The sequence below is a fragment of the Haloprofundus salinisoli genome (genome assembly GCF_020097815.1).
GTDB classification, from domain to species: domain Archaea; phylum Halobacteriota; class Halobacteria; order Halobacteriales; family Haloferacaceae; genus Haloprofundus; species Haloprofundus salinisoli.
Genome location: NZ_CP083663.1, coordinates 2,104,461 through 2,117,020 on the forward strand (window position 1 = coordinate 2,104,461; position 12,560 = coordinate 2,117,020).

Here is a 12,560-nt window from a genome sequence, read left to right on the forward strand (position 1 = left end):
CACAACGACACATCACTCGCGATAAGCGGACGTTCCCGAACTGTCGGGGTTCGTCGCTCACAATCGGAGCAAACATCATACTCGATGTGCTCCGGCTCGGAATTCCTGACATGGCTTTCGGCGTGATCGTCGCGGGGGCGACGGTCACGCACTACTTCCTCAACATCAACTCCCCAGCTGGAGAGATCGCGTTGAGTCACGCCACCACCTCTGTGGCCTCATACGTCTCGCGAGACGGACTCATTGGGACCGCTCCGTTTTCGGTGTGTTCCCGTGGCGACCTTCAGCAGTCTCGGGGTCAGGAATTCGAACCTCACGTCCGGCTCCGCTGCCGCGGGAGAGACGTGCGTAGGAATCACAGCTGTTGCAGCGGTGAACGCGGTGATTCCGGTCACCGAAGACACGGCGGAATCCGTCTGTGACGTGGGATCCGCAGTGGATACAGCTATTCTCGTCTTCCGGCAGTCCAAACCGAACTGCCATTTAGCATGCACCTCCGGCTACAACAATCGCCAGATGTAGCGGATGCGCGCATGCTCCACTTATGGACTCATCAGAAACCGGTCGCTCTCGGCAAGTGGGAAACGCCGAAATTAGGTGGCTGGGGAGTTCTGAGCCCGCGTTACGGTCGGTCAGAGACCGACCGTTTGGAAGGTGGGCCAACGCGGATTTGAACCGCGGACCTCCCGGTTATCAGCCGAGCGCTCAACCTAACTGAGCTATTGGCCCAGATGAGCGCATCCAGTAGTTGCGCGGTGTTTTGTTTAAGGGTTTCTGTTTACCACAACAGCGGTAGTGTGTGGCACTGCCGTCTGTCGATTATCGCCGGAGAACTTTGCCGCCACTCGCCGAAGAATCAGTTCGACCGGTCGGTCCCCGCGTCGTCGTCGTCGAAGCGGTAGGAGCTCCCGTCGACGTCGTACACGTCGTCACCCTCGTCGGGGTAGGGGAAGCCGCCGGTCCAGACGCCGCCAGAGACGAAGCCGTCGGCCTGCTTGTCGAGATACGGCTTCACGACGTAGCGCTTGATGACCGTCCGAATCGGGTAGCGCGTCACCGGAATCGCCAGCATGAACCCGAGTACGTCGGTGACGAGCCCCGGCGTGAGCAGGAACGCGCCCGCGGCGATGAGCAGGCCGCCGTCGAGCAGTTGGTTCGCCGGAAGTTCGCCGATCGCCAGTCGCTGTTGGATCCGTCTGAGCGTCGTCCGGCCCTCCGCGCGGACGAGCATCATTCCCACGAGACCGGTGAGGACGACGAGCGCGACGGTGGGGAGATAGCCCAACTCGCCTGCGACGGGGACGAGCAACAGCGCGTCGCTCAGGGGGATGAGCAACAGCAGCACGATTATCCAGCGAGTCCGCATACCTCCCGCTATCCGTCCCGGCCTGATAGCCTTTGTGACGTGACGCTCTCTCACAGTTTCGCTCGCGCTTCCCCGACAGGCGGGTACTCACGCCCGTCGAGCGAGTATCAGCGCCGCTCCGCTCTCGAAGTACGACTCGTCTCGTCTCAGCCGCTCGAATCCCGTCGAGCGATACAGCTCCCTCGCCGCCTCGTTTCCCGGTTCGACGGCGACGGTGATTCGGCTACCCGTTTCGAGCGACGAGACCAGCCGCGACAGCAGCGCGCTCGCGCGCCCTTCCCGGCGGTGGTCGGGACGGACCGCAATCTCGGCCACGTGCACCGAATCACCGTACACCGCGAGCAGATAGCCGACCGGCCGGTCGTCGGCAGTCGAGACCAACACGTTGCCGGCGTCGATGGCCCAGCGAAGCAGTTCCGGATTCGGCTCCGAGAGCGACGCCTGTACCGACGCGAGTGCACGGCGCTCGGTGGGGCGGGCCGGTCGAACCGACATCACAGGAGTACGACTGCGAGCGCGATGCTCACGATCGCACCCGACAGCGTCGCCAGAAAGTTCACCGCCTGATTGCCGACGTGTTTGCCTTCCACCGTCGCACCGAGGAGGCTGTCGACGGTCATGCCGCCGAGGCCGCCGAGCGCGATGATGAGCGCGCCTACGAGCGGCGAGCTCAGCGGTAAGGTGAGCGCTGCGACGGCGGCGACGAGCACGGCCCCGAGCAGTCCGGCGAGTTCGCCCTGCCAGGTCACCGCGCCGTCGGTTCCGGGTTCGACCCGACGAAACGTCGTGATGAGTCGCGGCGGATCGAACAGGCCCCCGACTTCGCTCGACAGCGTGTCGCTCATCGCCGCCGCCAGCGACCCGGCGAACGCGAACAGAAACAACAGCTCGACGCCCGGCTGCTCCGTCGCGGCGAAGCCGAGAACCGCCACCATCGCAACGGCAGCGTTGCCGAGCACGTTACCGCTGCCGCGCGCCCCGTCGTTATCCTCGGCGACGCCGCGACGACGCTTCGATTCGTACCTGAACTTCGTCGAGAGCGCGCCGACGCCGAAGAACGTGATGAGGACGGCGAACCAGCCGAACCCGCCGAGAACGATGGTGAGCACGCCCAGGAGGATGCCGGTGAGCATCCCCGCTACCGACGCCGTGCCGAGCGCGTACGAGACGTAGCCGAGGACGATAGTCAGCGCGAGCGCCGCGCCGACCTCGAGCGGCGACACGTCGATTGGGAGTTCGTGGAACAGCCACAGCAGCAGGCCGGTCGAGACGAGCACCAACGGGTCGTCGTGTTTGAAAAGCACCTCTCGGAGGAGTGCGGCGACGAACGCGCCGACGGCCGCCAGAAACGCGAGTTTCGGGAGCGAGAGCGTCTCGTCCGTCACCGAGAGGACGAGTGCCTGTCCGCCAACGGCCGCCAGATATCCGGCGAGGGTGAATCCGGCGACGGCGTGAAACGCCCCGTCGTTCCAGCGGGAGACGAGTTGCTCGCCCAGGTTGCCGTAGGCGACGATGACGACGGCGGCGACGAACGCGCTGACGGGCATCCGCGTCTCGGGCACCGTCGCCAGCACCGCCAGCGCCGCCGCGGCGAGCGCAAAGCCCAGGAGCCCGGTCAGACGGCCGTCCTGGCGGTCGCCCGGGCGGGCGAACAACTCGAAGAGGCGGCCGTCGTCGCCGACGAACGCGGCGATGGCGGCGACGGCGGCGAACGGAACCGCCGCTGCGATTCCGAGAACCGGCGTGGCGAACGCGAGGGATCCGACGGCGGCAAACCCGGCCGCGCGTCGGAGAGTCGAAGTCACATCACTCGGTATCCACGATGACCACTTAACCCTCCCGACATCGCAGACTTCGCTCCGCCTCGCGCCGGCGGAGACGTGTCGGAGTCGCCGTCGCCCGGTCGCCTCGTTCGAGCGGGCGGACGGCAGAGAGATGCGCTTTTGAGGCCCGACGACGACTCTCCTTCGTGGCCCTGTACGATACGTATCTCGCGCTTCGCCACCGTCGCTCGACGGCGGAGTCTCCCCGACGCGTCGCCGTCGTCATCACCGAACGCGACTTGTTGGAGAAGGGCGCGTACGAGACGCTCGAACAGTTCCTCGAGTGGGCGTTCGAGTACGGGGCCGAGCGCGTCACCATCTCGGTGAGCGTCCTCGACCCGGCGGTCGTGCCGACGCTCGAACGCGAGTTGCGCGACGTGGACGCTCCGCGCCCGCTGGTCGTCCGCGGTCCCGAGGACACCGAACGCGCCGACGCACCCATCCAGGTGAGCATCGGCCTCGGCGGTAAACACGAGTTCGCCGAGGCGGTCCGCTCGCTCGCCCGCGAGGTCGAGGCGGGGGAACTCGACCCCGAGGACATCGACGGTGACGACATCGAGGGCCGTCTCGTCTTCCCCGACGAACCCGACCTGGTGCTCAAGACGGGTGCCGAACGGCTCTCTGACTTCATGATCTGGCAATCGGTGTACTCGGAACTGTACTTCACCGACGTGAACTGGCGGGACTTCCGCAAGCGCGACTACCTCCGCGCGGTGCTGGATTATCAGGACCGAAAGCGGCGGTTTGGGCGCTGAACGTAGTGAAGCGCTCAAACGCCGTCGGTCTGCTCACTCCGTTCGCTCCCCGACGGATGTTCGGGCGATAGCAGGTCGCCGCGTAGCGGCGGAAGTTTCGACACTAGCCCGAAGGTCACCGCGGTAGCTCTCCACTCTCTACACCAATCAAGTAGGTGACAATTACTCGCGGCACTGCAGCCGTAGTCCGCCTATTACGATGTACACACGTCGCTGAGGAGCGGTATGGACATCTCGACGTTCGTCGACGCAGACGACGCCGTCTCGCCCGCCATCGGGGTCGTTCTGATGGCCGGAATCACCGTGCTTCTGGCGGCGACTGCCGCCGGGCCGCTCCTGGAGTTCGGGGACTCGACCCTCTCGGCACCCGTCTACGCGACCGCCGACGCCGACGTCTCCACCGACGAGGACCGTCTCACCGTCACGTGGCTTTCGCACGACGCGGCCGACTATCTCGACGTGGCCGTCGTCGTCGACGGCGACCATTACTCGACGGCGCTGTCGGAACCCGGCGACGCACTCCGTCTCGACGGCGACGGCATCACGAAGACGGGCACGGAGAACTCCTACTCGGACGCCTTGGACATCGACGACGGCGACGAGATACACGTCACCGTCACTGCGGTCCGCGACGACGGTCGAACGGTCGTGCTACGGCGGACGCTCACCGTCTGAATCGTCGGCCCGGCGTCGGTGGCGACGCCGGAATCTCCCCGACCGGCTCAGTCGGCCAGTTCGGTCTCGTGGTTCGCCAGCGCCTCGTCTATCTCGGCGGCACCGGCGCTCGTCAGTTGGTCGCGGAGTCGTTTGGCGACGGTCTTGGCCTCCGCCAGTTCCGCCTCGGCGAGCGAGCGGACCAACGCGACGGCCCGGTTGGTGCGGTGGCGCTGCCACGACGCCTCCCGGGACTCGTACGTCCGGATGCCGCGGAGGAAATCGACTTTCGAGAACTCCGGCCAGTAGGGCGCACAGAAGAACACCGCAGCTTCGTTGCCGTTGGCGTGCCACGGTAGGAAGTTCGAGGTTCGCTCGTCGCCGCCGGTGCGGATGATGAGGTCGACGTCGCGGACCGGCCGGCGGTAGAGGCGACTCTCGACCGCTTCCACGTCGATCTCGTCGGGCGAGAGGTCGCCGTCGTCGACGGCGCGGGCGACGTCGCGGGCCGCCTCCAGCAGTTCGGCGCGGCCGCCGTACGCCAGCGCGATGTTCAGCGTGAACTTGTCGTAGCCGCGGGTCCGGCGTTCGGCGTACTCGACGGCGTCTCTGACCCGCTCGGGGAGACGGTTTATCGCACCGATGGCACGGATGCACACCTCGTTGTCGTGGACGCGGTCGGCGTCGGCGAACTCGTACAGTTTCGACTCGATGAGGTCGAACAGCGGTTCGCGTTCCTCGGGCGGGCGCTCGAAGTTCTCCGTCGAGAAGGTGTACAGCGTCAGTTCGGCGATGCCGAGCTCCTGACACCAGTCGAGGACGCGTTCCGTCGTCTCCGCACCCGCGTGGTGGCCGTCCGGCGCGTCCTCGCCGTTCCGCCTCGCGTACCGGCGGTTTCCATCCTGGATGATGGCGACGTGTGTGGGTCCCTCGCCGACTTCACCGCGTAGCAACCGCTCGTATCCCGATGCGAACTCCTGGCGGACCCGCCGAAACATGTACGCACCGTCACGCTCGCACCACATGTGTCTTGTGTACTGGTTTCGACGCATTCGACCTCGTCACACCGACACACACCCCAGTCGACGGTTACTCACAGTCGGCGATTGCCCACGCGCGCCGCCGCGCCCGCGAACACGTCATTGGTCCGCCTGCGCGAACCGTGAGGGGTTTATCCGGTCCCCCCGACGGTGTTTCCATGAGCAAAACGCTCGACGACGACCTCTACAAGCGGACGAAAGCGCTGCTGGAACCCGGCGAGATTCAACTCAACGGTGTCATCGTCCACACCGACCTCTCGGGCCGCGAGGACCTGGAGATGCACGAACTCACCGTCGACCTGAACGACGTGATCGCCGAGCACGCCGGCAAGGGCGAGACGTACATCTACGCCGGAAACGACAACAGCGACTTCGCCTCCAATCAGTTCCAAGGGCTGACGCTGGAGGACGAGGAGTTCGTCTGGGAGTGTCAACAGCTCCTGCGAAACGGCGCGTTCAACCTCGTGTTCTACTACGAGGCCGACGCCGACCACGAGGCCATCATCGAGGACATCGAGGAGATGGGCTACCGCGTGACCGGCGTCCGCGGCGACTGACTCCGGCGACGAGCCGCGGTGACTGATTCGGCGTCGGTTCGTGGCGACTGATTCGGCGACTGACTCGATAACGGGCCGCGGCGACGGTTCGCGGCGACCGCCGCCGGCGGACTGCCCGCTGCGGCCGAGTTATCCTTCGACGTTCGTGACGACGGTGCCCGCGAGTTCGCCGAGCGGTCGCTCGATGCGGTACTCGGGCGTCTCGACGACGATGGGCGAGGATTCGGTCACGTCGAGGAAGTGCAACACGAGCTCGAAACTGCCGTCCTCGGCGATGGGGCCGGCCTCGCGCTGTCCGGACTCCTCGTGTCGCGCCCACGCGTTCTTGCCGGCGAGCGAGGCGTCGGTCCGCCCGCGAATCGTGTACGACGGCGGTTCCACGTCGACCTCCGCGCCCTGCAACGGATAGCCGCGGTCGCGCCACTCGAAGAAGCCCTCGTCGAGCGCGAACACCTCGGTGTAGCCCGAATCGATGAGCGACGCGGCGCGCATCGACGAGAGGTGGTGCGGACAGCCACAGTAGGTGACGATGCGCTGGGATTTGTCCCAAGCACCGGTAGGGTCGTTCGCCCGACCGTCCGGGGCGGGCGAGAGCACCGCCCCCTCGATGTGGGAGGCGTCGTACTGCCGCTGCCCGCGGGCGTCGGCGAACTTCGCCGAGTCGTCTTGGAACCACTGATAGACGTCGTCTATCGGGGCGAGCGGAACTTGGGCGTTCGACCCGTCGACAGAGATGGTCTCGTAGCCGTTGGTGCTGTTGTTCGTCGGCTCCGAGGACGAGTTCGAACAGCCAGCGAGTGCCGTGATGCCCGCGGCACCGGTGGCGGCGAGGAACGTGCGACGCTGCATTTTCAGTTGGACGTAACTATCGGACGAATAAAACCGTATCGACGCAGCTGGCGCCGGCTCGTGGTTCGAACGTCGAAGCCGGCGGCGTCGAAGCTGGCGGCGTCGAAGCCGGTGGCGTCGAGTCCGCCGCGACCGGCGCGGCTTCGAGACGCTTATTCACCCTCCGTTCGGAGTGTCGCCCATGAGACAGGCGGATGCGGACGCGACGCTTTCGACGCTCGACCGCGCCATCATCAACGCGTTTCAGGGCGGATTTCCGGTCGTGGAGCGTCCGTTCGACCCGGCGGCGGCCGCGTTGCGCGAACGCGGCGTCGACGTGACGGCGGACGAACTTCTCGCGCGCGTGCAGACGCTCGACGAGGAGGGCGTCCTCACGCGCTTCGGCGCGCTCGTTAACGCCGAGAAGATCGGCGGCGCAGCGACGCTCGTCGCCATGCACGCGCCGCCGGAACGCTTCGAGGAAGTCGCCGACCGGGTGAACGCCCACCGCGAAGTCGCGCACAACTACGAGCGCGAGCACCCGCACCTCAACATGTGGTTCGTCGTCAGCGTCGCCGACGAGGAACGAGTTGACGAAGTGCTCGCCGAAATCGAGGCCGAAACCGGGCAAGAAACGTACAACCTCCCCAAGATGAACGAGTTCCGCGTCGAGGCCAAGTTCATGCTCGACGGGCCGATCGCCGACGGCGACGTGGACCTCTCGAACCTCGGCCCCGACGTCGAACCCGCCGACAGAACGACGCTCACGCCCGACGAACGCGACCTGGTCGTCGAAATTCAGGGCGGTCTGCCGATTACGGAGACGCCCTACGCGGACGTGGCCGACGCGATCGGTGCGGAGACCGAGTGGGTCGTCGAGACCATAAAACGGTTCGACCTCGAAGGGAAGGTCCGTCGGGTCGGCGTCATCCCGAACCACTACGCGCTCGGGTACACCGAGAACGGGATGACCGTCTGGAACGTCCCCGATGAGGTGGTCGAGACGGTCGGCCCCGCCGTCGCCTCCCTCGACTTCGTCACCCACTGCTACCGCCGTCCGAGACACGAGGGCGTCTGGCCGTACAACTTCTTCGCGATGACCCACGGCCGAAACGAGGAGGAGAGCCAGCGCCGTATTCAGGAGGTCCGCGAGACGATGAGCGAGTACTGGGCGGTCGGCGACGACGACTGGGACTCGCTGTTCTCGACGCGTATCCTGAAGAAGACCGGCATCAGACTGGCCGAACGTGCGGAGGCGAACACCAGTGAGTGAGCAACTGACGAACGGATTCACTCGGTACGTGGTGTGCCGAGCGGATCGACGGGAGCACGGTTACGCGAGATGATTCCGCTGTTTCACGACTTCACCGACGAAACGGTTCTGGTCTTCGGCGGCGGGTCGGTAGGCGCGCGGAAGGCGCGGCGCTTCGCCGACGAGGCCCGCGTCGTCGTCGTCGGCCCGGAGTTCGGAGACCGCGAGTTCGGCGGCGCGGAACTGATTCGCGCCGCTCCCGCCCCCGACGAGATAGCCGAGTGGGTCAACCGGTTCCACCCGGCGCTCGTCGTCGCGGCGACGAACGACGGAGCGGTGAACGAAGCGGTCGAAACGGCGGCGCGCGAGGCCGGCACTCTCGTCAATCGAACCGACCTCGCGGGCGGCCGCGACGCCGGCAGCGTCGTCGTGCCCGCGACCGTCGACGACGACCCCGTCACCGTCGCCGTCTCGACGGGCGGGCGGAGTCCGGCGCTCTCGAAACACCTCCGCGAGCGAATCAAGACGGAACTGGAGGGGGCGGGCGCGATGGCCGAACTGACCGGCGAGATTCGCGCCGAGATGAAAGCCGAGGGCGTTCCCCCAAACGACCGACGCGAGGCGGTTCGGGCGGTTGTCGACTCGTCTCCTGTTTGGAAGGCTTTACGTACGGGCGAATCTAACGCCCGAGAAGAGGCCCAGCGCGTGATACGTAACAGAGGCGAGTCCCCGTGATGGAGGAAACCGGCGTCATCTCAGGCGTGAGCGTCTCGCACGTCAACGCGACCGTCGACGAGATCGAGGCGGCCAGTCACGACGACGTCCGGACGACCATCTCGACCTTTCTCGCACGCGACGGCGTCGAGGAGGCGTTCGTCATCCAGACGTGCAACCGCGCGGAGGCGTACGTCGTCACCGAGCGACCCGCGCTCGGCGCGGCGGCGCTGGCCGACTTCGCCCCCGACGTCCGCGACGGCGCGGTCGTCACGCTCGACCACGAGGAGAGCCTGCGCCACCTGATGCGCGTCGCCGCCGGACTGGAGTCGCTCGTCCTCGGCGAGGACCAGATTCTCGGCCAACTCCGCCGCGCCGAGGCCGAGGCCCGCGCCGTCGACGCCATCGGAACGATGCTCGAAGACGCGCTCCGGAAAGCGATTCACGTCGGCGAACGCGCACGCGCGGAGACGAAGATAAACGAGGGTGCGGTGTCGCTCGGCAGCGCCGCCGTCCGCCTCGTCGAGACCGAGACGGCCGTCGAGGGTTCGACGGCGCTCGTCGTCGGCGCGGGCGAGATGGGGACGCTCGCGGCGCGCGCGCTCGATTCGGCGAACGTCGGGCGGATGCTCGTCGCCAACCGGACGGTCCCGCACGCCGAGCACATCGCCGCCGAGGTCGACGCCGACGCGTCTGCCGTCGCCCTCGACGCCACCGCCGCCGCCGCGAGCGAAGCCGACGTGGTTATCACCGCGACCAGCAGCACCGACTACGTCCTCGACGTCGAGACGCTCGCCGACGCGGGCGAGACGGTGCTCATCGACATCGCTCAACCCCGCGACGTCGACCCGGCGGCCGACGGCCTCCCCGAGGTGGTCGTCCGCGACATCGACGCGCTCGAAACCGTCACCGCCGAGACGCGCGAACGCCGTCGCTCCGAGACCGACGTGGTCGAGGCGATGATAGACGACGAACTCGCGCGCCTGCTCGACGCCTACAAGCGCAAGCGCGCCGACGACGCCATCAGCGCCATGTACGAGAGCGCCGAGGCCGTCAAGCGCCGCGAGGTGCAGACGGCGCTGTCGAAACTCGACGCGCAGGGGGGGCTGACCGACGAACAGCGAGAGACGGTCGAAGCGCTCGCGGACGCCCTCGTCGGACAACTGCTCGCCGCGCCGACGAAGTCGCTGCGCGACGCCGCGGCCGACGACGACTGGACGACCATCCAGACGGCGATGCACCTGTTCAATCCGTCGTTCGGCGACGGCGCGACCCCCGACGCGTCGGCGTTCGAGACGGGCGAGGTGTCCGACGAGGAGGACGCGCCGCACGTCTTCGAGCAGTGCTCCGACGACTGACCCCCATCCGGAGTCCAATGGCTGCAAACGCGAGTAAACGTTAACCAGCCACCGTACGATTTTCAGCGCATGGCCGAACGACTGGACGATGACGAGATAGAACGCCAACTGCCCGACGGCTGGGAGCGCGACGACGACGAGATCGTGCGCGCCTACGAGTTCGAGGATTATCTCTCGGGCGTGCAGTTCGCCACGCAGGTCGCTGAGGTCGCCGACGAGGAGTTCCACCACCCCGAGATGGTCATCCGCTACGACGAGGTGGAGGTCCGTCTGACCAGCCACGAGGCGGGCGGTATCACCGACCAGGATACGCGCCTCGCTTCGCTGTTCAACGACGAGTACTGATGGACGCGGCGTACGTGTTCCGGGTTCGGTTCCGCCTCGATCCGGCGCCGGTCACAGCGACCCCCGACGAGTTCGAGACGGTCGTTCGCAACCCCGCCGCCGCGCCCGGCGACGACGGCTGGCTGTTCTTCCTGCACAACCTGTGGCGCGGCGACGTCAACGACGACAGTCACGCCCAGTCGCTGGCCGAGTCGTGGCTCTCGGTGCCCGTCGTCGACGTCAGTTTCAGCGAACTCGACACCGACGAGGCGTACCTCGACGCGCTGAAGAGCGAAATCGCCGCCGACCTCGGCCGGTTCAACGCCGACAACGTGAGCGAAGTTCTGAACAAGTACTTCGGCAGTTCGATTCGCGTTCGGTGAGCCGCCGCGAACGACGGGACGTGTCGCCGCCGGCCGTCGTTTGAGGCCCGTTGAGGGCCGAACGTTCGGAACTGCTGACGCTCGCCGGAACCGTTTTATCCGCGAATCGAGTAGATATCCGTCCGATATGGTCTCCGATGGCTACGACTTCTGGTTGTTCGACCTCGACGGGACGCTCATCGACGCCGACTGGTCGTACACGCGACGGACGTTCGACTTGGTCGGCGAGCGTCTCGGGCGGAGGTTCTCCGACCGGGAGGCGGAGATCCTGTGGCACGGTCTCGGCGGCGCGCGCAACGTCCAACTCCGCGAGTGGGGCATCGACCCGGCGGAGTTCTGGCCCGCCTTCCACGCCGTCGAAGACCCTCTCGACCGCGCGGAGGCGACGTACCTCCACCCCGACGCGGCGTTCGTCGCCGACCTCGACGCGCCGGTCGGACTGGTGACGCACTGCCAGCAGTTTCTCGCCGACCCGGTGTTGGACCACCTCGACATCCGCGACTGGTTCGACGCCGTCGTCTGCTGTACCGACGACACGGGGTGGAAACCCGACCCCGGTCCGGTGACGCACGCGATGGCTGAACTCGGCGTCGGCGACTCCGACCGCGGCGTCCTCGCCGGCGACGGTGCCAACGACGTGGGCGCGGCCTGGAACGCCGGCCTCGACGGTATCCACGTCGAACGACACGACCCCGAACGTCGCGGACAGTGCGTGCTCGCCGATTATCGCATTCGCTCGTTCGAGGAGCTATCAGGTCGGTAGCGCTGCGTCCAGATTACTGGGGACGGACGAGCACGCGTCCGTCGCCGAACAGCGCTAAAACGAGGTCTCGGTACACGAATCTGACCGACACCGATTCGCGGTGGGTGCCGTCGGCGGCGGGACCGAGGAGGCCACCGAGCGCGTCGGGGTCGACGGCATCGAACAGCGGCACGCCCTCCGTTGCGACCACGCCGCTGTACGTCTCCAGCGCGGAGGCGATGGTCGTCACCAACTCCTGCGGTCCCGCCCAGTCGTGGTGCGCGAGCGGCTCCCAGCCGTCGTCGGCCAGCAGTATCGATTCGTCGACGACGCGTTCGAGACGCTCGAAGCTCTCCGTGCCGGACTTCCGGACGTAGCCGTTCGCGTCGGTCCGTCGCGCTTCGTCGAGAATCTCAGCGTTCGACTTCCCCGAGAACAGCACCAACGGCAACGACGCGTCTTTCTCGCGGACGACGGAAGCGAACAGTCGCCCGTCCGGCAGCGTCACCGAGTCGCTGATGACGCAGTCGAACCCTCCATTTTCGAGCAGCTCCAACCCTTCCTCGCCGTTCTCGGTGTTCGTCAGCTCGAACCGGTCTCCTGCCGGGTCGAGCAACTGGTTCGTGAGATCTATGATATCCGGGTCGTCGTCGACGTGAAGCACCCTCGCCCCGCTTGACATAGCCGCCTTTTCGGGAGTGAGGCAAAATACGTTCCTACTATTCTCACAGTTTGAACTATCGACCTATCATGAAATGGAGAGA

16 protein-coding genes and 1 tRNA gene are annotated in these 12,560 nt (G+C 66.5%); 9 read left to right on the forward strand and 8 right to left on the reverse strand.

What is annotated here, in order from left to right; all coding sequences use genetic code 11:
• Positions 1-240: 240 nt before the first annotated feature.
• The 5 genes from LAQ73_RS17755 to LAQ73_RS11225 all read right to left on the reverse strand — a co-directional run bounded on the left by LAQ73_RS17755 (position 241) and on the right by LAQ73_RS11225 (position 3,171).
• Positions 241-483 (reverse strand): DUF7563 family protein, encoded by a 243-nt coding sequence (locus tag LAQ73_RS17755; protein ID WP_345778385.1) that lies wholly within the window; start codon positions 481-483, stop codon positions 241-243.
• Between the two features lie 172 nt (positions 484-655).
• Positions 656-729 (reverse strand) — tRNA-Ile (locus tag LAQ73_RS11210).
• Between the two features lie 127 nt (positions 730-856).
• A complete protein-coding gene (locus LAQ73_RS11215) occupies positions 857-1,366 on the reverse strand; it encodes an FxsA family protein (protein ID WP_224268367.1) in 510 nt (169 codons plus the stop codon).
• A gap of 87 nt (positions 1,367-1,453) precedes the next feature.
• The gene (locus LAQ73_RS11220) at positions 1,454-1,861 is read right to left on the reverse strand and encodes a GNAT family N-acetyltransferase (protein WP_224268368.1); all 408 of its coding nucleotides are present in this window, start codon (positions 1,859-1,861) and stop codon (positions 1,454-1,456) included.
• Positions 1,861-3,171, reverse strand: coding sequence for a DUF92 domain-containing protein (locus LAQ73_RS11225; RefSeq protein ID WP_224268369.1), 1,311 nt, complete (start codon positions 3,169-3,171; stop codon positions 1,861-1,863). The genes LAQ73_RS11220 and LAQ73_RS11225 overlap by 1 nt, the downstream gene beginning before the upstream one ends.
• 164 nt (positions 3,172-3,335) lie before the next feature.
• Here LAQ73_RS11225 and LAQ73_RS11230 point away from each other — a divergent pair, with 164 nt between their 5' ends.
• Together LAQ73_RS11230 and LAQ73_RS11235 are read left to right on the forward strand one after the other, a co-directional pair.
• A complete protein-coding gene (locus tag LAQ73_RS11230; RefSeq protein WP_224268370.1) occupies positions 3,336-3,944 on the forward strand; it encodes an undecaprenyl diphosphate synthase family protein in 609 nt (202 codons plus the stop codon).
• A gap of 225 nt (positions 3,945-4,169) precedes the next feature.
• A complete protein-coding gene (locus LAQ73_RS11235) occupies positions 4,170-4,619 on the forward strand; it encodes a type IV pilin domain-containing protein (RefSeq protein ID WP_224268371.1) in 450 nt (149 codons plus the stop codon).
• 47 nt (positions 4,620-4,666) lie between these two features.
• On the opposite strand, the gene uppS is transcribed toward LAQ73_RS11235, so the two are convergent.
• The gene (gene uppS / locus LAQ73_RS11240) at positions 4,667-5,596 is read right to left on the reverse strand and encodes a polyprenyl diphosphate synthase (protein WP_224268372.1); all 930 of its coding nucleotides are present in this window, start codon (positions 5,594-5,596) and stop codon (positions 4,667-4,669) included.
• 200 nt (positions 5,597-5,796) lie between these two features.
• On the opposite strand from uppS, the gene LAQ73_RS11245 reads away from it, so the two are divergent.
• The gene (locus LAQ73_RS11245) at positions 5,797-6,195 is read left to right on the forward strand and encodes a DUF5778 family protein (protein ID WP_224268373.1); all 399 of its coding nucleotides are present in this window, start codon (positions 5,797-5,799) and stop codon (positions 6,193-6,195) included.
• A gap of 129 nt (positions 6,196-6,324) precedes the next feature.
• Here the strand turns inward: LAQ73_RS11245 and LAQ73_RS11250 are convergent, their stop codons facing one another.
• On the reverse strand, positions 6,325-7,044 hold the full coding sequence (locus LAQ73_RS11250; RefSeq protein ID WP_224268374.1) for a rhodanese-like domain-containing protein: 720 nt from the start codon (positions 7,042-7,044) through the stop codon (positions 6,325-6,327).
• 181 nt (positions 7,045-7,225) lie between these two features.
• Between LAQ73_RS11250 and ahbB the strand changes: the two genes are divergently transcribed.
• The 6 genes from ahbB (at position 7,226) to LAQ73_RS11280 (ending at position 11,817) form a co-directional block, all read left to right on the forward strand.
• Positions 7,226-8,296: a siroheme decarboxylase subunit beta gene (gene ahbB / locus LAQ73_RS11255; protein ID WP_224268375.1), complete on the forward strand. Its 1,071-nt coding sequence runs from the start codon at positions 7,226-7,228 to the stop codon at positions 8,294-8,296.
• 69 nt (positions 8,297-8,365) lie between these two features.
• On the forward strand, positions 8,366-9,010 hold the full coding sequence (locus LAQ73_RS11260; protein ID WP_224270751.1) for a precorrin-2 dehydrogenase/sirohydrochlorin ferrochelatase family protein: 645 nt from the start codon (positions 8,366-8,368) through the stop codon (positions 9,008-9,010).
• Positions 9,010-10,347, forward strand: coding sequence for a glutamyl-tRNA reductase (hemA, locus tag LAQ73_RS11265; RefSeq protein ID WP_224268376.1), 1,338 nt, complete (start codon positions 9,010-9,012; stop codon positions 10,345-10,347). The genes LAQ73_RS11260 and hemA overlap by 1 nt, the downstream gene beginning before the upstream one ends.
• Before the next feature lie 69 nt (positions 10,348-10,416).
• The gene (locus LAQ73_RS11270) at positions 10,417-10,692 is read left to right on the forward strand and encodes a 4a-hydroxytetrahydrobiopterin dehydratase (protein WP_224268377.1); all 276 of its coding nucleotides are present in this window, start codon (positions 10,417-10,419) and stop codon (positions 10,690-10,692) included.
• Positions 10,692-11,054, forward strand: a complete 363-nt coding sequence (gene lwrS / locus LAQ73_RS11275) for an LWR-salt protein (protein ID WP_224268378.1) — start codon at positions 10,692-10,694, stop codon at positions 11,052-11,054. The genes LAQ73_RS11270 and lwrS overlap by 1 nt, the downstream gene beginning before the upstream one ends.
• Positions 11,055-11,181: 127 nt before the next feature.
• Complete coding sequence (locus LAQ73_RS11280; RefSeq protein ID WP_224268379.1) at positions 11,182-11,817, forward strand: HAD family hydrolase; 636 nt, start codon at positions 11,182-11,184, stop codon at positions 11,815-11,817.
• Positions 11,818-11,830: 13 nt separating this feature from the next.
• Here the strand turns inward: LAQ73_RS11280 and LAQ73_RS11285 are convergent, their stop codons facing one another.
• On the reverse strand, positions 11,831-12,478 hold the full coding sequence (locus tag LAQ73_RS11285; RefSeq protein ID WP_224268380.1) for a HalOD1 output domain-containing protein: 648 nt from the start codon (positions 12,476-12,478) through the stop codon (positions 11,831-11,833).
• Positions 12,479-12,560: the final 82 nt, after the last annotated feature.

Coding starts and splice junctions, on each gene's coding strand:
- LAQ73_RS17755 (WP_345778385.1), bottom strand. CDS start 483: ATGGCAGTTCGGTTTGGACTGCCGGAAGACGAGAATAGCTGTATCCAC.
- LAQ73_RS11215 (WP_224268367.1), bottom strand. CDS start 1,366: ATGCGGACTCGCTGGATAATCGTGCTGCTGTTGCTCATCCCCCTGAGC.
- LAQ73_RS11220 (WP_224268368.1), bottom strand. CDS start 1,861: ATGTCGGTTCGACCGGCCCGCCCCACCGAGCGCCGTGCACTCGCGTCG.
- LAQ73_RS11235 (WP_224268371.1), top strand. CDS start 4,170: ATGGACATCTCGACGTTCGTCGACGCAGACGACGCCGTCTCGCCCGCC.
- uppS (WP_224268372.1), bottom strand. CDS start 5,596: ATGTTTCGGCGGGTCCGCCAGGAGTTCGCATCGGGATACGAGCGGTTG.
- LAQ73_RS11245 (WP_224268373.1), top strand. CDS start 5,797: ATGAGCAAAACGCTCGACGACGACCTCTACAAGCGGACGAAAGCGCTG.
- LAQ73_RS11250 (WP_224268374.1), bottom strand. CDS start 7,044: ATGCAGCGTCGCACGTTCCTCGCCGCCACCGGTGCCGCGGGCATCACG.
- ahbB (WP_224268375.1), top strand. CDS start 7,226: ATGAGACAGGCGGATGCGGACGCGACGCTTTCGACGCTCGACCGCGCC.
- LAQ73_RS11260 (WP_224270751.1), top strand. CDS start 8,366: ATGATTCCGCTGTTTCACGACTTCACCGACGAAACGGTTCTGGTCTTC.
- hemA (WP_224268376.1), top strand. CDS start 9,010: ATGGAGGAAACCGGCGTCATCTCAGGCGTGAGCGTCTCGCACGTCAAC.
- LAQ73_RS11270 (WP_224268377.1), top strand. CDS start 10,417: ATGGCCGAACGACTGGACGATGACGAGATAGAACGCCAACTGCCCGAC.
- lwrS (WP_224268378.1), top strand. CDS start 10,692: ATGGACGCGGCGTACGTGTTCCGGGTTCGGTTCCGCCTCGATCCGGCG.
- LAQ73_RS11280 (WP_224268379.1), top strand. CDS start 11,182: ATGGTCTCCGATGGCTACGACTTCTGGTTGTTCGACCTCGACGGGACG.
- LAQ73_RS11285 (WP_224268380.1), bottom strand. CDS start 12,478: ATGTCAAGCGGGGCGAGGGTGCTTCACGTCGACGACGACCCGGATATC.